Below are 21,484 nucleotides of genomic sequence, written 5' to 3'. Positions count from 1 at the left end.
CGGGCGCCCCGGCCGATCAGAGGCGGTGGGCCGCGCGGACGGTCGTCACGCCCCGGGTGTCGAAGAAGCGTTTCGCGATGCCGGCCAGGTGGTCCGGGTCGTACTCGCGGTGGTTCTGAACCAGGATGACCAGGTCGGCGGAGGCGGCGGCGCCCTCCAGATCGTCGGTGCGGGAGACCGGGACGCCGTCGAGCTCCCAGGTGGTGACGTGCGGGTCGTGGTAGGCGACGGTGGCGCCGAGAGCGGCCAGCTGGCGGGCCAGCGGGGCGGCCGGCGACTCGCGCTGGTCGGCGATGTTGGCCTTGTAGGTGATGCCGAGCAGCAGGACGGTGGCACCGCGGACCGCGTGGCCGTCGGTGTTGAGGAGGTTCTGGGCGCGGCGGGCCACGTACGCCGGCATCGTGGTGTTGATCTCCTGGGCCAGCTCGACGAAGCGGAACGGATAGCCGAGCTTGCTGCGCACGTTGTGGGACAGGTAGTTCGGGTCGATCGGGATGCAGTGGCCGCCGACGCCCGGGCCGGGGTAGAACGCCTGGAAGCCGAAGGGCTTCGTGGACGCCGCGTGGATCACGTCCCACAGGTCGATGTCGAGCTCGTGGCAGAACCGGGCCATCTCGTTGACCAGGGCGATGTTGACGTGGCGGTACGTGTTCTCGAGCAGCTTCGCGGTCTCCGCCTCCCGGGTGGAGCGGGTCCGCACGACCGTCTCGACGAACCGGCCGTAGAACGCCTCGGCCCGGTCGGTGCACGCCGGGGTGTACCCGCCGACCACCTTGGGGGTGTTGTGCGCGCCGTACACCTCGTTGCCGGGGTCGATCCGCTCCGGGGAGAACGCCAGGTGGAAGTCGATGCCGGCGGTGAGCCCGGAGAGCTGTTCGAGCCGGGGCCGGACCTCCTCGTCGGTGGTGCCCGGGTAGGTGGTCGACTCCAGCACGACGAGCATCCCGGGACGCAGGTTGCGGCCGACCGCGGAGGTGGCGCCGAGCACGGCCCGCAGGTCCGGCCCGTCCCCCTCGGCGAGTGGTGTGGGCACGCAGATCACCGCGGTCCGGGCCTGCCCGATCAGCGTCTCGTCGGAGGTTGGGCGGAACCCGCCGGCCACCATCTCGGCCACGTCGGCGTCGCTCAGGTCGTCCACGTGGGAGCGGCCGGCGGCGAGCGACCGGACCACCGTCTCGTCGATGTCGAAGCCGAGGACCGACATGCCGGCCCGGATCGCCTGCTGAGCCAGCGGCAGCCCGACATAACCGAGGCCGAGGATGACGACGTCGTAGGTCAAGGGAGTCTCCTTCGTACGGAAAGGTCAGGCGACGGGAGGCAGCGCCACATCGGGTGGGACCGGCCGGTCGTCCCGGCCGGGGCCCGGTTGCCGGGGCGCCGCGATGGTGCGGACGTTGCGGTGCTGCAGCTCGAACGGGGACGTGAACGGCAGGTAGGCCGGCAGGAACTCGGCGACCAGCGCTTCCTGGTCGGCGACGGCGGCGCTGTGCACGTCGACGTCGTTGAGGCAGAACGCATCGACGTCCCGGCTGCGCAGCAGACGCGCCAGCCGCAGCGGTGTCACCGGCTCGGACAGGTCGGTGTAGAGGTAGCGGATCCGGCCCGGCGCGGCCCGGCCGGTGAGGTACGCGTAGTACTGCTGCAGCGAGGAGAGCAGCGAGATGTCGTCGGGGTGCCGGAACTGGTGCCCGGCGGTGGCGGTGACCTGGTCGGTGAACCGCTCCTCGATCTCGGCGATGACGCTGCGCCGCGACGGGTGCGGGGTGTGCATCATCTTGCGGGTCAGCATCCGGCCGAAGGTCTCCTGGATGAGCCGCCGGTTGTTCTTGGCGGCCGAGTCGGCGGGCCGGTCGGCGGGCCCGCGCGGCGCGGTGTCGACCCGGGCGGCCGAGGCGAAGAACTTGGTCAGCCCGCCGGGGGTGAAGAACATCTCGGGGGTGACCGGCCGCCCCAGGATCACGTCGTCGTTGAGGTAGAGGAAGTGCTCGGCCAGGCCCGGGATCCGGTGCAGCCGCGACTCGATGGCCTGCGAGTTGAAGGTCGGCAGCCGCCCGGTGTCGCCGAAGATCTCCCGGTGGCCGACCACGGTGAGCCGCGGGTGGGCCCGGTCCAGCCAGGCCGGCGTCTGGTCGTCGGTGACCAGGAAGACCCGGCGCACCCAGGGCGCGAAGCAGTGCAGGGCGCGCAGCGAGTAGCGCAGCTCGTCCCGGCTGGCGAACCGGGAGTCGTTGGCCGCCTGCGCGTTGACCTCGCCGACCCACGGGTTCTCGGCGAGCGCCCGCGTCTTGCGCCGCTGCCACTCCGGGTCGCCGCCGTCCACCCACGTGTAGACCACGTCGATGGGGAAGTCGACACGATCCGGGTCGACGGACGTGAAGACCCGGCGGGTGCGGTAGCCGGTGGTGTCGCCGGGCGCGCAGAACGACCCGAACACCGGTTCCGCGGCGACGGTGACCGGCTCGGTGGCCGGGATCGAGTCGGCCACCGGGTTGCGGCGCGGCGACACCAGCCGGCCGTCGCGTTCGGTCCAGAACTCGACCTCGCACGCCAGGTCGTGCCCGAGCACCATGCTGCCGCCGGGGTCGGTGACCGGCCAGCAGACCGACACCACCCGCGGCGCCCGGCGCCGGCCGGCCACCGTCACCCGCAGGGAGCCGTGGTCGTCGGCGACGTGCCGGCGCAGCGCGGCGAGAGCCTCGGCCCGGTCGGCGCAGCGGACGGCGACGGCGGTACGCCCGGCGGCGCGGACCGGCACCCGGAACCAGTCGACGCCGGCCGCGTCGAGCGCCCGCACGGTCCGGTCCAGGTTGTGGCGGCGGATCTCGGCGGGGGCGGCGGCCGGGTCGGTGCGGGCGGTCAGGATGCCTTCGGCGGTGCGTACGCGCAGCGTGGCCCCGCCGGCGCCGCGGGTCCGGGGGCCCAGCGGCATGAAGGTGCGGGCCACCCGGAGGCGCCGTTCCGGGGCGACGCGGGGCAGGACACGCGCCTCGACCGTCTCGAAGATCCGCCGTCGGACCGGCCACGGGGCCAGCCGCAGGACCTGTCGCAGGGCCACGCCGTCGTCCTTTCGCCGCTCATCCGCCGAGGGTTCAACGTCCAGGATCAGAGCGAAGTTGCGGTCTATATTCCCCTTAAGTGCGTTATACGGCTTCTGTGCGACCGCCGTGCTGATTCGTGCCGTCCTCACCCCTAGGGGAACGGCTAAGGGTCTCGGCCGATGCGGGCCGTTGCGCCGGAAAGGCATGGTGGAAGAGGTGATGTCAGACGACGGCGGGAGGCCGGCGATGGGTAAGGCGATCGCGTTCGTGGTGGGGCTCGTCGCGGTGGGCTGGGTGGCCAGCTGGCTGCTCGGACCGCTGCTCTGGTATCTGTTCCTCGGCGCTCTGGTGATCGGCGGCGGCGCCGTCCTCTACGCGGCGGCCAAGCGCTCCCTGGCCCCCGGCACCCGCACCCAGCGGCGCATCGAGGCGGCCGCACGGACCTACCGCATGCGGAACCGGTGAGGAAGCGCCGGTACGGCTAGGCTTGCGGTCGACGTGACCATTCAGACCAACGGGAAGTCGCACCGTGTTTGACACTTTGAGTGACCGCCTCTCCGGGATCTTCGGCAAGCTCCGCGGCAAGGGCAAGCTCACTGATGCCGACATCGACGCCACCGCGCGCGAGATCCGTCTCGCGCTGCTGGAGGCGGATGTCGCGCTGCCCGTGGTCAAGGCGTTCATCGCCAGCCTGCGGGAGAGGGCCCGGGGCGCCGAGGTCTCCCAGGCCCTCAACCCGGCCCAGCAGATCATCAAGATCGTCAACGAGGAGCTGATCCAGGTCCTCGGCGGCGAGGGGCGGCGGCTGCAGTTCGCCAAGCAGCCGCCGACCGTGATCATGCTGGCCGGCCTCCAGGGCTCGGGTAAGACGACGCTCGCCGGCAAGCTGTCCCGCTGGCTCAAGAACCAGGGTCACCAGCCCCTGCTCGTCGCCTGTGACCTGCAGCGCCCCAACGCTGTCAACCAGCTGCAGGTGCTCGCCCAGCGCGCCGGGGTGGACGTCTACGCCCCGCAGCCGGGCAACGGCGTCGGCGACCCGGTCCAGGTGGCCCGCGACTCGATCGAGCACGCGAAGCGGACGGCGAAGGACATCGTCATCGTCGACACCGCCGGCCGGCTCGGCATCGACGCCGAGATGATGCAGCAGGCCGCCGACATCCGCGCCGCCGTCGATCCGGACGAGGTCATCTTCGTCATCGACGCCATGGTCGGCCAGGACGCGGTGCGTACCGCCGAGGCGTTCCGGGACGGCGTCGGCATCACCGGTGTGGTGCTCTCCAAGCTCGACGGTGACGCCCGCGGTGGCGCCGCGCTCTCCGTCCGGCACGTCACCGGCCAGCCCATCCTCTTCGCCTCGACCGGTGAGAAACTGGAGGACTTCGACGTCTTCCACCCTGACCGGATGGCCGGCCGGATCCTCGACATGGGCGACCTCCTGACCCTCATCGAGCAGGCCGAGCAGGCCTTCGACGAGGATCAGAAGGAGAAGATGACCAACAAGCTGCTCGGTGGCGAGCAGTTCACGTTGGAGGACTTCCTGGACCAGCTGATCGCGGTCCGCCGGATGGGCCCGATCGCCAACATCATCGGCATGATGCCCGGCATGGGGCAGCTCAAGGGCCAGCTCGACGAGCTCGACGACAGCCACTTCGACCGGGTCACCGCGATCATCCGCTCGATGACCCCGGGCGAGCGCACCAACCCGAAGATCATCAACGGCTCCCGCCGGTTGCGGATCGCCAACGGCTCCGGCGTCACCGTCATGGACGTCAATCAGCTGCTCAATCGCTTCACCGACGCGCAGAAGATGATGAAGCAGATGAGCGGCATGATGGGCCTGCCGGGCGGCCGTCGCAGCGCGACCAAGAGCTCGAAGAACAAGCGCAAGGGCGCCAAGGGCGGCGGCAACCGGCCGCGGGTCGGTGGGCGTCCCGGGGGGATGCCGGGCGGCTTCCCGGGGGGCATGCCGCAGTTGCCGCCGGGGCTCGACCCGGGCGCGCTCGGTGGGGGCCAGGGCGTGCCGCCGGGCTTCAAGCTGCCGAAACTCGACTTCAACAAGCTGAGCAAGCCGCCGAAGGACGACAATCGTTGATCGACAACTAGTCGCTGTTCTAGTTGAATTGCGCTAATAGTCAGGGGGCTAGTAGTATGGGAGGCGATCCAAGCGAGGAGGAGCCCGTGACCGCCACCCTTGATCTCCCTGACCTGCGCGACAAGCAGGACTGGACCGTCGATGACTTGGCCAGCCTTCCGTCGGATCTCAAGTATGAGTTGATCGACGGAAGGCTGATCTTGCCAGCCCCTACTCTTCTCCATCAGGTTCTCGGCGTTGAGTTAGTCCTCATGCTGCGACCTGGCTGCCCACCCGGCTACACACCTGCACCCGACCTGTCTCTTGAGATTGATCATCGGAATGAACCGCGTCCCGATGTGGTCGTCACGAACCTGCGATATGCGATGCGATCACCTGTGCCGGTCGATGGCGCGATGCTCGTCATCGAGATCATCTCGCCGACCTCGCATTTCCGGGACATGCATGCGAAGACCGAGGTCTACGCCGCAGCAGGCGTCGAGAATTACTGGGTTGTCGACCCGACCTTCGACGACGCTGTGGTGATGACCGTCTTCCAGCGGAACGGCACCGGTAAGTACCAGCAGGCACTCAGTACCAGCAAGGTCTTCGATACCGACGTGCCCTATCCGATCACCATCGATCTGCCGGCCCTGACCGCTCTGCGTGACAAGTACCTCGCTGCACGAGATGAGGCGTGATCCGGTAGGACTTACGGCATGGCGTTTCATGTGCGTGGGACGGTTCTGCCGGACGGTGAGGTCCGGGATCTGTGGCTGGTGGGGGACAGGGTCACCTACGAGCCGGTGGCCGGGGCCGAGACGATCAGTGACGGTGGGTTCGTCGTTCCGGGGCTCGTCGACGCGCACTGCCACCTCGGCATCGCCTTCGGGGCGAAACCGATCGAGAGTCTCGACCAGGCCCGTGAGCTGGCCGCCATCGACCGCGACGCGGGTGTCCTGGCCCTGCGTGACGCGGGTTCCCCTTTTCCGTACCCCGAATTGGACGACGAACCGGGCGTGCCCCGCCTTGCCCGCGCCGGTCGCCACGTCGCCGCTCCGCGGCGCTATCTGCGCGACATCGGCGTCGAGGTGGCCGCCGACGAGGTCACCGCGGCCGTCACCGCGCAGGCGAAAGCGGGCACCGGCTGGGTCAAGCTGGTCGGCGACTGGATCGACCGGAGCGTCGGCGACCTGGCCCCGAGCTGGGATGCCGCGACGATGGCCGCCGCCGTCGAGGCCGCGCACGCCGCGGGCGCCCGAGCCGCGGTGCACACGTTCTCCGAGGAGGGCGTGGAGGTCATGGTGCGGGCCGGGGTCGACTCGGTGGAGCACGGCACCGGGCTCACGCTCGGCCTGATCGACGAGATGGCCCGCCGGGGGACGGCCCTGGTCCCCACAATGATCAACATCCGCACGTTCGGGAAGATCGCCGATTCCGCGCGCGGCAAGTTCGACGACTACGCCGACCACATGGTCGCCCTGCGCGACCGGTTCCCCTCGGTCGTCCGCGCCGCGCACGAGGCCGGCGTGCCGATCTACGTCGGCACTGACGCGGGCGGCGGCATCCGGCACGGCCTGGCCGCCGAGGAGATGCTCTACCTGCACGAGGCCGGCATCCCGGCGATCGACGTGCTGGCCGCCGCGTCGTGGCGGGCCAGGGAGTGGCTGGGCTTCCCCGGCCTGGTCGAGGGCGGCCTCGCCGACCTGGTCGTCTACGAGGCCGACCCGCGTGCCGATCTACGGGTGGTCCGGGCGCCCCGCCGGATCGTGCTGCGGGGTGCCGTCGTCAGGTGACCGTCAGCGGTTGAAACGCCAGATCCCCAGCTCCTGGCCGGTTGGGCAGGTGAGGATCCGCTCGTCCCAGTCGCAGCGGCCGGACACCTCCGGGATCTCGCCCAGCGCGACCTTCCGGAAGTCGACGGTGGAGATGCCGCGGACCGTGAAGCGGCGGTCCCCGGCGTCCTGGCTCATGCTCAGCGCGTTGCCGTCGTCGACGAACCCGCCGACCCCGAGATCGGAGTAGCGGGCCTCGCCGTTCTCGTCGTAGAGGGTCGTTCCCTTCTCGCCGCCGCCGCTGGTGAGGACGTGGCCGAGACGGAACGCGTTGTCGCCGTACCGCGGCACCGCCCCGGTCGTCCGGAGCACGGCCCCGGTCTTCGCGTCGATCATCAGCATCCGGGCGGCCGGCCGTTCCATCGGGGCGTTGGTGTCGTTCTCCAGAGCGCAGAGACGATCGCGCCCGCAGGGCAGGGCGAAGTCGAGGCCCCACGTGTCGCCGGACCGGTAGACGACACGGTCCGCCGAGGCGACGGCACGTCGGTCGCCGACGCGTACCTCCGTGTAGACCGTCCCCTCGTAGGCGAACAGCTGCTCGGCGTCCGGGCGGCCCGGCATCGTCGACCGCACCCTGCCGGTCCGGATGTCACGGATCGTGATCTGCCCCGACCGGCTCAGGTCGACGAGCCGGTCGTCGGTGTAGGGGACGGCGTCGGCGAAGTCCGGGGAGAAGAGGGCGGAACCCCGTCCGTCGTCGCTGACCGCCCCGGCGCCCATGCCGCTGATCATCCGGCTCGGGGTGGACGCCGCAGAGTCGCCGCCGGGTGCGGAGCCGGCCGGGGCCGTCCACGTCTTCCGGCCGGTGACCAGGTCGTACCCCTCGAGTGCGGTGGTCGCGCCGACCAGCCGGACCAGCACGTCCTGGTGCAGCACGAACTGGTCGCGGTCGGTGTGCGGCAGCTCCCACGTCTTCGCGCCGGTGACCGGGTCGTGGAACTCCAGGATCCGGCCGGCCGGCTCGTCCGTCGTCGACTGCGGGGCCAGTTCGCGCAGCAGGATCACCACCTTCGGCGTGGTGGCGACACCCCGGTAGAAGCTCTCCCGGCCGGTGATCCGCCACAGGGTGGCTCCGGTCCGGGCGTCCACGGCGACGGTCTCGTGCCCCCCGTTGCCGTCGGCGGAGAATCCGATCACCCGGTCCCCGGCGATCCGGGTGTTGTTCCACATCCGGCCCTCGGCGATCCGCAGCGGCTCACCGACCGGCGCCATGCCGCGGATCCGGGCCGGCTCGGTGGCCGGCAGGAGCGGCTCGGGCTCCGGGTGCGGCCGGGTGACGACCAGGCCGGTCCCGGTGGCGACGAGCACGACCGCGGCGGCGGCCAGGGCGGCCCGGCTCCGGGCACGGCGCTGCCGGCCACGACGGCGGGCCTGGTCGGCCCCCGCGAGCGGGATCGCGTCGGCCCGGCGGCTCAGCGCCGTGAACATCTCGTCCAGATCAGCGGTCACGGCGGGCCACCTCCTTCTCGTTCGTCGTCGCCGGGGCGTCCTGCAGGGCGGCCGCGAGCAGGGTGCGGCCGCGGAACAGCCAGGACTTCACGGTGTTCGGGGTGGCGCCGGTCTCGGTGGCGATGTCGGCGATCGACCGGTCCAGCAGGTAGTGCAGGGCGAGCGCCCGCCGGACCTTCTCCGGCAGGTCACGCATCGCGCGGACCAGCAGCACCACGTCCTCGGAGGGCGCGCTGACCGTCGGCGGCGGTGGTTCGGCGGCGGCCCGTGCCCGGCGGATGCCGAGACGGCGCCACCGGTCCGCGGACAGCCGGTTCACCACCAGCCGCAGCCACGCCTCCGGGTCGTCGTACCCGGACAGGCGCCGCCACCGTTGCCAGGCCCGCGCGTACGCCTCCTGCACGAGATCCTGGGCCTCCACCGGGTCGCCGGTGAGGCCGTAGGCGTACCGGGCCAGGCGCCGGGCGGTGTCCCGGTAGAAATCATCGAAGTCCATCCGTCACCCCGTCTTCTCCGATGAGGGACACGGGATGCCCACCCACCAGGTTGCAGCCGGGCCGCGACTACGATGCTTGCTCATGGCTCGCGTGCTCACTCCCCGTGCGGAGGACTTCCCCCGCTGGTACCAGGACCTCATCGCCAAGGCGCAGCTCGCCGACAACGGCCCGGTGCGCGGCACGATGGTGATCCGTCCGGTCGGCTACGCGATCTGGGAGCGCATGCAGGCCGACATGGACGCCCGGATCAAGGAGCAGGGCGTTCAGAACGCCTACTTCCCGCTCTTCATCCCGGAGAATTATCTGCGCCGCGAGGCCGACCACGTCGAGGGCTTCTCGCCGGAGCTGGCGGTGGTCACCCACGCTGGTGGCAAGGAGCTGGCCGAGCCGCTGGTCGTGCGCCCCACCAGCGAGACCGTGATCGGCGAGTTCATGGCCAAGTGGGTCGATTCGTACCGTGATCTCCCTCTCCTGCTCAACCAGTGGGCCAACGTGGTCCGGTGGGAGCTGCGCCCGCGGACCTTCCTGCGCACCACCGAGTTCCTCTGGCAGGAGGGCCACACCGCGCACGCCACCGAGGCCGACGCCCGCGAGCACGCCCGTGACATCCACAAGAACGTCTACGAGGCGTTCATGACGGACATGCTGGCCATTCCGGTCATCCCGGGCCGTAAGACCCGCGGCGAGCGGTTCGCCGGCGCCACCAACACGATGACCGTCGAGGCCATGATGGGCGACGGCAAGGCGCTGCAGATGGGCACCTCGCACGAGCTGGGGCAGAATTTCGCGAAGGCGTTCGACATCACCTACTCGTCGGCCGAGCGGACCGTCGAGCACGCCTGGACCACGTCGTGGGGCACCTCGACCCGGATGCTCGGCGGCTTGATCATGGTGCACGGCGACGACAACGGCCTGCGGCTTCCGCCGCGCCTCGCGCCGATCCAGGTCCAGATCATGGTGGTCAAGGCGGGCGAGGGCGTCGCCGAGGCGGCGGCCCAGCTTCTCCAGGACCTCAAAGCCGCGGGTGTACGGGTGAAGCTCGACGACCGCGCGGACATCCCGTTCGGCCGTCGCGCGGTGGACGCGGAACTGCAGGGCATCCCGATCCGGATCGAGGTCGGCCCCCGTGACCTGGCCAACGGCAACGCCGTGGTGGCCCGCCGGATCGACGGCACCAAGTCGCCGATCGCGCTCGCCGAGGTGGCGAGCGCGGTGGTGGCCGCGCTCAAGGCCGACCAGCAGCGCCTTTACGACGACGCCCTGGCGTTCCGGGTGGAGCGCACCGTCGAGGTGAAGACGCTCGGCGAGGCGATCGAGGCGGCGCAGACCGGGTTCGCGCGGGTGCCGTGGTCGGCGGTCGGCGAGGCCGGTGAGAAGGAGGCGAACGGCAAGGCGATCACGGTTCGCTGCCTCACCCGTGAGGACGGTTCGATGCCCGAGTCGGACGAGGAGCCGGACCTGATCGCCTACCTGGGTCGTTCGTACTGAGCGTGCGCTTCGAACCGGGTCGGCTGATCCTCCATCGCGACACCCATCACGGCCGGATCGCCTTCGTGCATCCGGGCCGGGTGATCTCCGACGACGACCGTGGGCTGCTCCTCTGGGTGGCCCGCGGCTCGGTCATCGCCGTCGAGACGACCCTCGACGGCCGGTTCCCGCGGGACCTGGCGTTCCCCGACTGGATGGCCGCCGAGCGGGCGCCCCGGATCGCGCAGTGGCGTGGTCCCGGGGTGCTGCGGTTCTTCCCGCCCGGCGAGAACCACTCGGTCTGGTTCTTCCGGGACGACGAGGGCGCGTTCACCGGGTACTACGTGAACCTGGAGGAGAGCGCGGTCCGCTGGGACGACGGTGACGTCGCCGGGATCGACGTGATCGACCAGGATCTCGACGTCGTGGCCACCCGTGACCGGGTGTGGCGGTGGAAGGACGAGGACGACTTCGCCGAGCGGCTGGCGCACCCGGACCTCTACTGGGTGCCCGACGAGGCGGCGGTGTGGGCCGAGGGCCGGCGGGTGATCGCCCGGCTTGAGGCGGGGGAGTTCCCCTTCGACGGGACGTGGACCGATTTCCGTCCCGATTCGACCTGGCCCACCCCCACCGAGCTGCCGCCCGGCTGGGACCGGCCGGTGGTGGCCCGGTTGGGAGAGTCGCCTGCTCGTCTGGCAGAATGAGTTGTTGGTATCCGGCATGCGACAGGCGCCCTCTAACCCCTGATCGCGATGCCAGTCCATGAGACCTCCGGTCCCGCAATCCCCACGTGGGTTCCGTTCGGCTCAACCACGCAGTCATCAGGAGCGAATAAACCGTGGCCGTTAAGATCCGGCTCCTGCGGATGGGCAAGATCCGCAACCCGCAGTACCGCATCGTCGTCGCCGACTCGCGCACCAAGCGCGACGGCCGCGCCATCGAGTACATCGGCATCTACCAGCCGAAGGAACACCCCTCGGTCATCGAGGTGAAGTCCGACCGCGTTCAGTACTGGCTGTCCGTCGGCGCCCAGCCGTCCGAGCCGGTGCAGCGCATCCTGGAGAAGACCGGCGACTGGCAGAAGTTCAAGGGTCTGCCCGCCCCGGCTCCGCTGCTGGTCGCGCCGAGCAAGCAGAGCAAGGCCGAGGTCTACGAGGCGGAGGCCAAGGCCGCTGCTGGCCTGACCGACACCAAGCCGGCCACCACCCCGAAGAAGGCGTCGAAGCCCGCCGAGGCCGCCGAGCCGAACCGCGAGGCTGTCGCCGAGACGGCAGAGGACCCGGCCGGTGCCGGCGCCGACGCGAGCTGACGGGGCGCTCCGGCCCGCGCTGGAGCACCTCGTCAAGGGCATCGTCGACAACCCGGACGACGTCCGGGTTCGTCTGGTCGACTCGCGCCGCGGCAAGCGGCTCGAGGTCCGTGTGCACCCCGAGGACCTGGGTACGGTCATCGGGCGCGGCGGGCGGACGGCCAAGGCTCTTCGTCAGGTGATCGGGTCGATCGGCGGTCGTGGCATCCGGGTCGACATCGTCGACGCGTACTGATCGATGCTGCTCGTCGTCGGCCAGATCGGTAAACCGCACGGCATCCGGGGCGAGGTCTCGGTGGTCGTGCGGACCGACGAGCCCGAGGAACGCTTCACCGCCGGGTCGGTGTTCATCACGGAGGTCCCCCGGGACCGCCGGGTGAGCGCCGGCCCGGCGGCCGTTCCCGCCTCCGGTGCTCGCTTCGAAGTTCCGAGACAACTGGTCCTCGAGTCGATCCGCTGGCATCAGGGCCGCGGCATCGCCGTCTTCGAGGGCATCCACGACCGCAACGTCGCCGAGGCGCTGAAAGGCGTTTTCCTCCAGGTCGACAGCGCTGACGTGGCACCGCCGGACGATCCCGAGGAGTTCCACGACCACCAGCTGATCGGGCTGCGCGTGGAGTCCGCGGACGGCACCGAGCACGGCACGGTCCAGCGGATCGAGCACGCGCCCGCGTCGGATCTGATCGTGCTCGCGAAGAAGGGCGGCGGGACGGCGCTGATCCCGTTCGTCACCGCGATCGTCCCGACCGTGGATCTGCGTGCCGGCCGGATCGTCGTCGATCTCCCGGAAGGCCTGCTGGACCTGTGAGGGCTCGCCTGTGAAGGTCGACATCGTCTCGATCTTCCCGGACTATTTCGCTCCGCTCGATCTGTCGCTGATCGGCAAGGCGCGGACCACCGGGACCCTCGATCTCACTGTGCACGATCTGCGTAAGTGGACCTATGACGTGCACCGGACGGTGGACGACAGCCCGTACGGGGGCGGTCCCGGCATGGTGATGCGGCCCGAACCCTGGGGCGAGGCGCTGGACGCCGTCGTGTCGCCGGGGGCCGCTCTGGTCGTACCCTCGCCGGTCGGGAAACCCTTCACCCAGGCCGACGCCCACCGGCTCGCCGGCCTGGACCACCTGGTCTTCGCCTGTGGCCGCTACGAGGGCATCGACCAGCGGGTGATCGACGACGCGGCGGAGCGGATGCCGGTGCACGAGGTGTCGCTCGGCGACTACGTGCTCTTCGGCGGCGAGGTCGCGGTCATCGTGATCATGGAGGCGATCACCCGGCTGCTGCCCGGGGTGCTCGGCAACGCCGACTCGCTGACCGAGGAGTCGCACGCGGCCGGCCTGCTGGAGGCCCCGGTCTACACCAAGCCGCAGTCCTGGCGCGGCCGTGAGGTGCCGGACGTGCTGCGGTCCGGCGACCACGGCCGGATCGCCCGCTGGCGGCGCGAGCAGAGCCTGCTGCGCACCGCCGACCGCCGCCCCGACATGTATGCGGCGTATCCGCCCGAGTCACTCGACAAGCGGGATCGGAAAGCCCTCGCCGAGGCCGGATTACAGCTCCCCGGTCCGGGTGTGGCAAAGTAATGAGGTTGCCGTGCTCACCCACACCGTGAGCTGAGCACGAGGATCCTCTGGAGTGGTGGGGGATCAGCATTGCCCATTCGCGTACCGACTTCCGGTGCGCTCTGAGTACGAGGATGCAGCGATGAACACGCTGGACGCTCTTGACGCCCAGTCGCAGCGCACCGACCTTCCGGACTTCCGGGCCGGTGACACGCTCAAGGTGCACGCCCGGGTCGTCGAAGGTAACCGGTCCCGTGTCCAGGTCTTCCAGGGCGTCGTGATCGCCCGTCAGGGCTCCGGCCTGCGGGAGACCTTCAAGATCCGCAAGATCAGCTTCGGCGTCGGCGTCGAGCGGACCTACCCGTTCAACAGCCCGGCGATCGACAAGATCGAGGTCATCACCCGTGGTGACGTCCGTCGCGCCAAGCTCTACTACCTGCGTGAGCTGCGTGGCAAGAAGGCGAAGATCAAGGAGCTTCGGGAGAAGCAGACCGTCTGATCTCCGCGGTGTTTCCGGGACGGGCCAGGGCGAACTAAGCTTGCGCCCGTGCCGGATGCGCTGTAGGTGAACCATTCCAGTCCTACCGCCCGTAAAACTCCCTAGCCGGGAAACTCGGGCGGTAGTGCTGTATCCGGGGGCGGTTCGGCCGGTAGGCGGCGGGAGATGCGAAGCGTGGATCCGATGGAAGGCTATCGGCCGGCACGACGCCGGCGCGGAGTGGTGCGGAAGGAGATGCCTCTCTGGCAGGAACTTCCGTTGCTTCTGGTCGTGGCGTTCTGTCTTGCGGTGCTGATCCGGACATTCCTGGTGCAGGCGTTCTACATCCCCTCGGGGTCGATGCAGAGCACCCTGGAGATCAAGGACCGGGTGCTCGTCAACAAGGTCGTCTACGACATGCGCGACCCGCTGCGCGGCGAGATCGTGGTGTTCCGCGGGACCGACGACTGGGCGCCCGAGGTGACCGAGGAGGTCAGCAACACCTTCCTCGCCAAGCTCGGCCGGACCGTCGGTGACCTGGTCGGGGTCAGCCGTCCCGGGGAGCGCGACTTCATCAAACGGGTGATCGGCCTCCCGGGTGACAAGGTCGCCTGCTGTGACTCCGGCGGGCGGATCACCGTCAACGGGGTGGGTATCGACGAGGCGTACATCGCCGACGGCTTCAACTCCGATCTGAGCCAGCCGCCGATCGCCGGGCAGTGCACGAGCCGCCGGTTCAACGAGGTGACCGTCCCCGCGGGGCAGATGTTCGTGATGGGTGATCATCGCAAGGTCTCGCAGGACGCCCGCTGCCAGGGCCCGGTGCCGATCGAGAACATCATCGGCCGCGCCTTCGTGGTGGTCTGGCCCAGCGAGCATTTCACCAGCCTCGACGTGCCTGACGTGTGGAAACAGTTCGCCGAGCAGTACCCGTCAGCGGCCGCGGCGCATCCGATCCCGATGCGGGAGGAGAACCCGGCTGTTGCCGCAAACGTGTTCCCTCTTCTGTTCGGTGTGGTTTTATCCGCGCGTTCCGGCATGTCGTCATGGAGAAGACGACGTAGGCTCCGAGCGTGATTGACGAGCAGACCGAGAAGCGCCAGGGATCGTTCTGGCGTGAGCTTCCCATCCTGTTGGGGGTGGCGATCCTCGTCGCCGTCCTGGTGCGCGCCTTCGTGCTGCAGACGTTCTACATCCCGTCGCCGTCGATGCAGCACACCCTCGAGCTGTGGGACAGGGTCCTGGTCAACAAGCTCGTCTACGACTTCCGTGAGCCGCGGCGCGGCGAGATCGTGGTCTTCAAGGCGCCCGGCGTCTGGCAGTCGGGCCAGGAGGGCGAGGATTTCATCAAGCGGGTGATCGGCCAGCCGGGTGACAACGTCGTCTGCTGTGACGACCAGCACCGCCTGATGATCAACGGGACGTCCCTCGACGAGCCGTACGTCTACGTCGAGTCCGACGGCACCCGCAACCAGGTCGCCAGTCAGAATTTCAACATCACCGTCCCGGCCGGCCGGCTCTGGGTGATGGGCGACCACCGGGAGGCCTCCGGTGACTCCCTCCAGCACTACATCGACAGCAGCCAGACCGAGGAAGCCGGCAAGATCAACGAGGCGACGGTGCCGATCGACTCGGTCGTCGGCCGGGCGTTCACGATCTTCTGGCCGGTCAACCGGGCCACCTGGCTGTCGGTTCCGGGCGAGTTCGACGCCATCCCCGACGCGGGCAAGTAACAGTCGCGCAATAGGCTTGGTCGCGTGACCGAGGTGATTGACCGCCGCGCCGGCCGGGTCCTCCTGGTCGATCTGGCCGGTCGGGTGCTGCTGTTGCACGGCGGCGACCCGGCCCGCCCCGGCCTCCACTGGTGGTTCACGCCCGGCGGAGGCCTCGACGAGGGCGAGACCACCGTCGACGCCGCCTGCCGTGAGCTGTTCGAGGAGACCGGTCTGCGGGTGGCCCCCACCCGGCTGGGCGAGCCGGTCCGCCACGAGGTGACCGAATTCTCGTATGACGGCCGCCAGTATCGGCAGGAGCAGGACTTCTTCCTGCTTCGGGTGCCCGATTGGCAGGTCGATACCGCCGGAATGGACGAGGAGGAACGCCTCACCATCACCGAGCATCGATGGTGGTCGGCCGCCGAGATCGAGGCGAGCCACGAGGAGATCTACCCGGCCGACCTGGCCGCCCTGCTGCGGCACCTCATCGTCGACGCCGTCTCCGAGGGTTCCTGACATGCCGGCCCAACCGCGTACCCTTCCCGCCGCGCCCGCCTACCTCGCGGGCCCGGCCTTCCTTGCGGTCGCCGCCTTCTTCTCGACTCGGGTGTTCGTCTTGGCTCGCGCTCTCGTTTTGGCTCGGGTGTTCGTCTTGGCTCGCGCTCTCGTTTTGGCTCGGGTGTTCGTCTTGGCTCGCGCTCTCGTTTTGGCTCGGGTGTTCGTCTTGGCTCGCGCTCTCGTTTTGGCTCGGGTGTTCGTCTTGGCTCGCGCTCTCGTTTTGGCTCGGGTGTTCGTCTTGGCTCGCGCTCTCGTTTTGGCTCGGGTGTTCGTCTTGGCTCGCGCTCTCGTTTTGGCTCGGGTGTTCGTCTTGGCTCGCGCCCTCGTCTTGGCTCGGGTGTTCGTCTTGGCTCGCGCCCTCGTCTTGGCTCGCGCCCTCGTCTTGGCTCGCGCCTTCGTTGCCGGCCTGGATGGTGCCGCTTCCGTGCCGGGGGCCGTCATCCTTGCGGCCGGGCGACCGATGCTGCCGCGCGTCGCGACTGTGGGCGGGGTGGTCTGAGATGCTGGCGCCACCGCGCACCGTCGTCCGTCGTGAGGCCGGGCTCTACGCCCTGGAGCAGGCACTGCAGCGCCGCGGCTTCCGGCATGTGGCCGGTGCCGACGAGGCCGGTCGTGGCGCCTGCGCCGGCCCGCTCGTGGCGGCCGCCGCGATCCTGCCCGAGGGCAAGCGCGGCGAGATCCCCGGCCTGGCCGATTCGAAACTGCTGACCCCCGCCGCCCGGGAGCGGGTCTACGACCAGGTGGTCGCCAAGGCCCTCGCCTGGTCCGTGATGATCATCCCGCCGACCGAGGTCGACGCCCGCGGCCTGCACGTCTGCAACCTGGCAGCTATGCGCCGGGCGCTGGCCTCCCTCGACGTCCGCCCGGAGTACGTGCTGACCGACGGCTTCCCGGTCGACGGCCTGGGCGTCCCCGGTCTCGCCGTGTGGAAGGGCGACCGGGTCGCCGCCTGCGTCGCCGCCGCCAGCGTCCTGGCGAAGGTCACCCGCGACCGGCTCATGGTCGAGCTCGACGCGAAGTTCCCCGACTACGGGTTCGCGGTGCACAAGGGCTACATCACCGAGGAGCACAGCACCGCGCTGACCACGCACGGGCCCTGCTCCGAGCACCGCTTCTCGTATGTGAACGTCGCCGCGGCATCCGGCCGCGGCAACCGGCCCCCACGGGCGCGCCGCCCGGCAGACCCGCCGCCCGCGCTGTTCGACGTATCCGTTACCGAGCCGCTGCTGATTCCGGAGGCGGCTGAGGGTACCGTCGGCGTGGCGTCGGGCGAGCAGCCTCAGCCGTCGCCGTCGGTGGGGGAAGATAGTGCCATGGAGGGCGAGACACGATGAGCGCAGAGGATCTCGAGAAGTACGAGACCGAGATGGAGCTGCAGCTCTACCGGGAGTACCGCGACATCGTCCGCCAGTTCTCCTACGTGGTGGAGACCGAGCGCCGGTTCTACCTGGCCAACCAGGTCGACCTGCACGTGCGTAACTCCGACGGCGAGGTGTATTTCGAGGTCGAGATGCACGACGCCTGGGTGTGGGACATGTATCGGCCGGCACGCTTCGTGAAGAACGTGCGGGTGATGACGTTCAAGGACGTCAACGTCGAGGAGCTGGAGAAGCCGGACATCTCGTTGCCCGACGACGCCGGTTTCGGCGGCTGACGGTCATCCACAGCCGGCGGCTGTCCACAGGGGCGGTCGCGACACGGGCTCCGGCCCGGCAGGCTCGGCGGCATGCACGTTCTCGCCGTCGTCCTGCTTCTGCTGCCCACCCTCGGAGTCGCGCCGTCCTACCAGTGGCCGGTGCTGCCGCCCCAGGTGCTCCGGCGCTTCGATCCACCTCCTGAGCCGTGGCTGGCCGGCCACCGCGGGGTCGATCTGGGCGCGCCGGTGGGCGCCCGGGTCCGGGCCGCTGGTGGGGGCGTCGTCGTCCATGCCGGGCCGGTCGCCGGTCGCGGAGTCGTCAGCATCCTTCACGCCGGCGGTCTGCGCACCACGTATGAGCCGGTCACCGCATCCGTTCAGACCGGCGACACAGTCGCGGCGGGCGCCCCGATCGGCACCGTCGAGGCCGGCCATCCCGGCTGCCCCCAGGCCGCCTGCCTGCACTGGGGCCTCCGCCGAGGTGACGTCTACCTGGATCCCCTGGCCCTGCTCGGCCTGGGCCGCGTCCGGCTCCTGCCTCTCGACAAGCCGTGACCTGGATCTCCTGGCCGTGCTTAGCCGGGGCGGCGTCCGGCTTCGGCCTCTCGACAAGCCATGACCGGCCGTGTCCTCGTCATTGTCAGCGCTGGTACTCGGCGAGGAGGCCGGGCAGCCGCTCGGCGAACACGTCGTACTCCTGCGGCCGGTTGTAGACCTGGCCGCTCAGCCGCAGCAGCCCCCGCCCACCCCACGCGTTCACCGCCACCTCGGTGGCCAGCTTGTCAGCGATGTGCTGCCGCAACGCCTGGGCCTCCGGCGCGGTCGTCGCCAGCCCGGCCGGCAGCGGCACCACCCGCATGGCCACCCCGGGTCCGCCGGGGTGCGGCAGGTCGGCGGGCGCGAGGCCGAGAGCCTCACCGACAACCCTCTGGCCGTACGAGACAAGCGCCTCGTTGTGCCGCCGGACATCCTCCGGCCCCAGTGTGCGCAGGGTGAAGATCCCGGCCGGCGCGGCCAGCCAGGGCGTGTAGTCGACAGTCCCCTGAAACTCGATCGCGCCCGGATACCCCTCGTCATGGGCCCACGAGACGACCAGTGGCTCGACGCGGCGACGCCAGGCGGGCGCCACTGTCATCAGCGCGGTGCCACGCGGCGCCCAGCCCCACTTGTGCAGGTTGCCCACCCAGAAGTCGGCGCCGATCGCGGACACGTCGACCGGCAGCATGCCCGGCACGTGTGCGGCGTCCACCAGCACCGGGATGTCGTGCTCACGGGCGGCGGCGCAGATCTCCCGTACCGGAAAGAGGGCAGCGGTGGCCGACGCGAGCTGGTCGATGACCAGCAACCTGGTGCGGCCGGGCCGCAGCGCCGCCCGGATCCGGGCGACCACGCCCTCGGCCGGCAACCCGAGCGGCACCGCCACCGTCCGCGCGCTGGCCCCGGACCGCCGGCAGCGGCTGCGGACCGCCATCGTGACCGCACCGTAGGCGTGATCGGTCAGCAGCACCTCGTCGGCCGGCCCGAGCCGCACCGACTGCAGGATCATCGAGATCGCCGTCGTCGTGTTCTGAATCAGCGCGCTGCCGTCCGGGTCGGCGCCCAGGAACGCCGCGATGTGCCGTCGGCTGTGGACGATCCGGTCCTCCAGGCCGACGGCGAAGAACCGTAACGGGTTCGACTCCATCTCGTCCCGCAGCCGCTGCTGGGCGCGCTGCACACTGATCGGGAGCGCGCCGAACGAGCCATGGTTCAGGTAGGACACCGACGGATCCAGGGAGAACAGGAGCCTCGCGCCCGGAATCGGTTGCGGTGGTGCTCCGGCCGGGGCGCTCATGCTGTGGATCGTACGATGTCAGGCCCGTGGATGCGCCTGATTGAACGCCGCACGAAGCCGCTCGGTCGACACATGCGTGTAGATCTGTGTGCTCGCCAGCGAACTGTGCCCCAGCAACTCCTGCACCGCCCGCAGATCGGCGCCACCGTCCAGCAGGTGCGTCGCCGCCGAGTGCCGCAGATCGTGCGGACTGGTGTGCGGCAGTCCGGCGGCCCGGGCGGCATTCGCGACGATCCGCCGTACCACTGTCGGTTGCAGGCGCCCGCCCTTGGCCCCGAGGAAGAGCGCGTCCCGGCTGGACCGGTTGGCCAGCGGCGGGCGGCCCAGGCGCAGCCAGGCGTCGAGCGCCCGCCGTGCCGGATGCCCGAACGGGACGGCCCGTTCCTTGGCGCCCTTCCCGAACACCCGCACCACCTGCCGGGCGTGATCGACGTCGGCCCGGTTCAGGGAGCAGAGTTCCCCGACCCGGATGCCGGTGGCGTAGAGCAGCTCGAGAACCGCCCGATCCCGGATCTCCAGACCGTCCCCAGCGTTCTCCCCCTTGCTCCCCGCCTTCCCTCCGCTTCTCCCGGCGTTTTCACCAGGAGTCCCGGCTCCCGGCTCGGCTTCACCAGGAGTCCCGGCTCCCGGCTCGGCGCGGTCCTTCTCCGGCCCGCCGGTAGCCATGTCCGATCCGGCGGTCGCCGCTCCTTCCGCGGCCCTCGCCTCCGCGGCGCCGGCGCCGTCTCCTTCGGCATCGGGGGTCGTGGCCCTGCCGGCCGGAGTCATCAAGCTCGCCGCCTGGTCGGCGCGAAGAACCGTGGGCAGACTGCGGTGCGCCCGTGGACTGGCCAGCTGGGCGCCAGGGTCGTCCGGCGCGAGACCGGTACGGTGCGCCCACCCGGTGAAGGCGCGCGCCGCGGCGGCACGCCGGGCCTGCGAGGACCGCGCCGCCCCCGAACCCATCCGGGCTGCGAGCCACCCGCGGAGAACCGTGATGTCCAACTCGGCGACGGCGCTCCGCCCCTCGGCCGCCGCGTGATCGAGCAGCGACACGACATCCCCGACATAGGCCCGGACCGTGTGCTCCGACCGCCCCTCCACGACGGCGAGGTGCCGGCCGAACTCGTCCACCGCCGCGCGCAGGGCCGTCGGCAGTCTTTCGTGCAGTTCCCGTGTGCGCATCGCCTCAGACCGTCCATCGAGCAGTGCCGTCAGTCAAGCATTTCTGTCGTACCCCGGGTCTAGCGTCGGGGTCATGGCACGCTGGGAGGAAATCGAGACAGACGCCCCCGAGTTCGCGGCCCGAGTGCGGGCTCTCTTCGAGGCGGGCACCAACAAGACCATCGCCACGTTGCGCCGTGACGGCTCACCCCGGATCAGCGCTTCCGAGGCCCAATTCACCGACGGCGACATCACGTTCGGCTCGATGCCGGATTCGGTAAAGCTTCGAGACCTACGCCGCGACCCTCGGATCGCGATGCACAGCCCCACTCTGGAGCCGCCGGCGGACAATCCGTCGGCCGGCCCGGGCGATGCCAAGATCTCCGGCCGAGCCGTCGAGATCCCACCCCCGCCGGACACCCCACATGTCGATGCCGCCTTCTTCCGCCTGGACATCGACGAGGTGGCCCTGACGTATGTCGGCATCCCGGCCGACCACCTGGTGATCGAGTCCTGGCACACCGGCCGAGGCCACCACCGCCGCACCCGCACCTGATCCACGGGTCGCACACCGATCCGCGCACCTGGAACACGGTCTTGTCGCGGCGGGGGCTCGCGGGAACTGGCCCAGCCCCGCTTCGGCCTGGCTTCGCCAGCTCGGGCTGTGTCGCCACCTGCGAGGCGGGAGGACCAAGCTCGTGCGAGTTCGCGTGGTGTGGCCGGTCGCCGCCCGGCTTGGCCTTCATCCGGCTCGGGCTGCCGTCGGCTGCGGGCGGCAGGGCGCGGCTCGTCCGGGCTCGCGCTGTCTGGTCGGGCACTGCTCGGCCTGGCTTCGCTCGGTTCGGGATGTGTCGCTGGCCGGTAGGGGACAGGTGCGGGCGCGTGCTGTTCA

The 21,484-nt window shown here is 70.2% G+C and carries 24 protein-coding genes; 18 read left to right on the top strand and 6 right to left on the bottom strand.

What is annotated here, in order from left to right; all coding sequences use genetic code 11:
• Nucleotides 1-16: 16 nt before the first annotated feature.
• Both BM290_RS33660 and BM290_RS33655 read right to left on the bottom strand, forming a co-directional pair.
• Nucleotides 17-1,279 (bottom strand): nucleotide sugar dehydrogenase, encoded by a 1,263-nt coding sequence (locus tag BM290_RS33660; protein WP_093619951.1) that lies wholly within the window; start codon nucleotides 1,277-1,279, stop codon nucleotides 17-19.
• A 24-nt stretch (nucleotides 1,280-1,303) separates the two neighbouring features.
• A complete protein-coding gene (locus BM290_RS33655; RefSeq protein WP_239143821.1) occupies nucleotides 1,304-3,055 on the bottom strand; it encodes a stealth family protein in 1,752 nt (583 codons plus the stop codon).
• Nucleotides 3,056-3,284: 229 nt separating this feature from the next.
• Here BM290_RS33655 and BM290_RS33650 point away from each other — a divergent pair, with 229 nt between their 5' ends.
• From BM290_RS33650 to BM290_RS33635, 4 genes are all read left to right on the top strand, one after another.
• On the top strand, nucleotides 3,285-3,503 hold the full coding sequence (locus BM290_RS33650; protein WP_093619993.1) for a hypothetical protein: 219 nt from the start codon (nucleotides 3,285-3,287) through the stop codon (nucleotides 3,501-3,503).
• A 64-nt stretch (nucleotides 3,504-3,567) separates the two neighbouring features.
• Entirely contained in the window at nucleotides 3,568-5,130 is a 1,563-nt protein-coding gene (gene ffh / locus BM290_RS33645) for a signal recognition particle protein (protein WP_093619949.1), read from the top strand.
• Between the two features lie 86 nt (nucleotides 5,131-5,216).
• Nucleotides 5,217-5,810, top strand: a complete 594-nt coding sequence (locus BM290_RS33640) for a Uma2 family endonuclease (protein ID WP_239143822.1) — start codon at nucleotides 5,217-5,219, stop codon at nucleotides 5,808-5,810.
• A gap of 18 nt (nucleotides 5,811-5,828) precedes the next feature.
• Nucleotides 5,829-6,905, top strand: coding sequence for an amidohydrolase family protein (locus tag BM290_RS33635; RefSeq protein WP_093619947.1), 1,077 nt, complete (start codon nucleotides 5,829-5,831; stop codon nucleotides 6,903-6,905).
• 3 nt (nucleotides 6,906-6,908) lie between these two features.
• Here the strand turns inward: BM290_RS33635 and BM290_RS33630 are convergent, their stop codons facing one another.
• Nucleotides 6,909-8,393 carry a PQQ-binding-like beta-propeller repeat protein gene (locus BM290_RS33630; RefSeq protein WP_093619946.1) on the bottom strand — a complete coding sequence of 495 codons (1,485 nt, stop codon included), beginning with the start codon at nucleotides 8,391-8,393 and terminating at the stop codon, nucleotides 6,909-6,911.
• Nucleotides 8,383-8,889, bottom strand: a complete 507-nt coding sequence (locus tag BM290_RS33625) for a sigma-70 family RNA polymerase sigma factor (protein ID WP_093619945.1) — start codon at nucleotides 8,887-8,889, stop codon at nucleotides 8,383-8,385. Before BM290_RS33625 ends, BM290_RS33630 begins: the two co-directional genes overlap by 11 nt.
• Before the next feature lie 82 nt (nucleotides 8,890-8,971).
• Between BM290_RS33625 and proS the strand changes: the two genes are divergently transcribed.
• From proS to BM290_RS33555, 13 genes are all read left to right on the top strand, one after another.
• Nucleotides 8,972-10,378: a proline--tRNA ligase gene (proS, locus tag BM290_RS33620; RefSeq protein ID WP_093619944.1), complete on the top strand. Its 1,407-nt coding sequence runs from the start codon at nucleotides 8,972-8,974 to the stop codon at nucleotides 10,376-10,378.
• Between the two features lie 2 nt (nucleotides 10,379-10,380).
• Complete coding sequence (locus BM290_RS33615) at nucleotides 10,381-11,061, top strand: ribonuclease FAU-1 family protein (protein WP_093619943.1); 681 nt, start codon at nucleotides 10,381-10,383, stop codon at nucleotides 11,059-11,061.
• A 134-nt stretch (nucleotides 11,062-11,195) separates the two neighbouring features.
• Nucleotides 11,196-11,666 carry a 30S ribosomal protein S16 gene (gene rpsP / locus BM290_RS33610; RefSeq protein ID WP_093619942.1) on the top strand — a complete coding sequence of 157 codons (471 nt, stop codon included), beginning with the start codon at nucleotides 11,196-11,198 and terminating at the stop codon, nucleotides 11,664-11,666.
• On the top strand, nucleotides 11,644-11,901 hold the full coding sequence (locus BM290_RS33605; RefSeq protein WP_014447131.1) for an RNA-binding protein: 258 nt from the start codon (nucleotides 11,644-11,646) through the stop codon (nucleotides 11,899-11,901). Before rpsP ends, BM290_RS33605 begins: the two co-directional genes overlap by 23 nt.
• 6 nt (nucleotides 11,902-11,907) lie before the next feature.
• Entirely contained in the window at nucleotides 11,908-12,474 is a 567-nt protein-coding gene (gene rimM, locus BM290_RS33600) for a ribosome maturation factor RimM (protein ID WP_177320011.1), read from the top strand.
• A gap of 10 nt (nucleotides 12,475-12,484) precedes the next feature.
• Nucleotides 12,485-13,249: a tRNA (guanosine(37)-N1)-methyltransferase TrmD gene (trmD, locus tag BM290_RS33595; protein WP_093619940.1), complete on the top strand. Its 765-nt coding sequence runs from the start codon at nucleotides 12,485-12,487 to the stop codon at nucleotides 13,247-13,249.
• A 121-nt stretch (nucleotides 13,250-13,370) separates the two neighbouring features.
• Nucleotides 13,371-13,727 (top strand): 50S ribosomal protein L19, encoded by a 357-nt coding sequence (rplS, locus tag BM290_RS33590; RefSeq protein ID WP_093619939.1) that lies wholly within the window; start codon nucleotides 13,371-13,373, stop codon nucleotides 13,725-13,727.
• A gap of 165 nt (nucleotides 13,728-13,892) precedes the next feature.
• Entirely contained in the window at nucleotides 13,893-14,783 is an 891-nt protein-coding gene (lepB, locus tag BM290_RS33585; protein WP_093619938.1) for a signal peptidase I, read from the top strand.
• Entirely contained in the window at nucleotides 14,780-15,439 is a 660-nt protein-coding gene (gene lepB, locus BM290_RS33580; RefSeq protein ID WP_093619937.1) for a signal peptidase I, read from the top strand. The genes lepB (BM290_RS33585) and lepB (BM290_RS33580) overlap by 4 nt, the downstream gene beginning before the upstream one ends.
• 24 nt (nucleotides 15,440-15,463) lie before the next feature.
• Nucleotides 15,464-15,937, top strand: a complete 474-nt coding sequence (locus BM290_RS33575) for an NUDIX hydrolase (RefSeq protein ID WP_093619936.1) — start codon at nucleotides 15,464-15,466, stop codon at nucleotides 15,935-15,937.
• 542 nt (nucleotides 15,938-16,479) lie between these two features.
• Entirely contained in the window at nucleotides 16,480-17,313 is an 834-nt protein-coding gene (locus tag BM290_RS33565) for a ribonuclease HII (protein WP_093619935.1), read from the top strand.
• Nucleotides 17,310-17,633: a DUF2469 domain-containing protein gene (locus BM290_RS33560; RefSeq protein ID WP_014447123.1), complete on the top strand. Its 324-nt coding sequence runs from the start codon at nucleotides 17,310-17,312 to the stop codon at nucleotides 17,631-17,633. Before BM290_RS33565 ends, BM290_RS33560 begins: the two co-directional genes overlap by 4 nt.
• 72 nt (nucleotides 17,634-17,705) lie before the next feature.
• Nucleotides 17,706-18,170, top strand: a complete 465-nt coding sequence (locus tag BM290_RS33555; protein WP_093619934.1) for a murein hydrolase activator EnvC family protein — start codon at nucleotides 17,706-17,708, stop codon at nucleotides 18,168-18,170.
• Nucleotides 18,171-18,255: 85 nt separating this feature from the next.
• Here BM290_RS33555 and BM290_RS33550 read toward each other — a convergent pair whose 3' ends face one another.
• Entirely contained in the window at nucleotides 18,256-19,449 is a 1,194-nt protein-coding gene (locus BM290_RS33550) for an aminotransferase class V-fold PLP-dependent enzyme (protein WP_093619933.1), read from the bottom strand.
• 18 nt (nucleotides 19,450-19,467) lie between these two features.
• Nucleotides 19,468-20,613, bottom strand: coding sequence for a tyrosine recombinase XerC (locus tag BM290_RS33545; protein ID WP_093619932.1), 1,146 nt, complete (start codon nucleotides 20,611-20,613; stop codon nucleotides 19,468-19,470).
• 73 nt (nucleotides 20,614-20,686) lie between these two features.
• On the opposite strand from BM290_RS33545, the gene BM290_RS33540 reads away from it, so the two are divergent.
• A complete protein-coding gene (locus BM290_RS33540; RefSeq protein ID WP_093619931.1) occupies nucleotides 20,687-21,148 on the top strand; it encodes a pyridoxamine 5'-phosphate oxidase family protein in 462 nt (153 codons plus the stop codon).
• Nucleotides 21,149-21,484: the final 336 nt, after the last annotated feature.

The sequence above is a fragment of the Actinoplanes philippinensis genome (genome assembly GCF_900113015.1).
GTDB classification, from domain to species: domain Bacteria; phylum Actinomycetota; class Actinomycetes; order Mycobacteriales; family Micromonosporaceae; genus Actinoplanes; species Actinoplanes philippinensis.
This window is presented reverse-complemented; position numbering and strand designations above follow the sequence as displayed.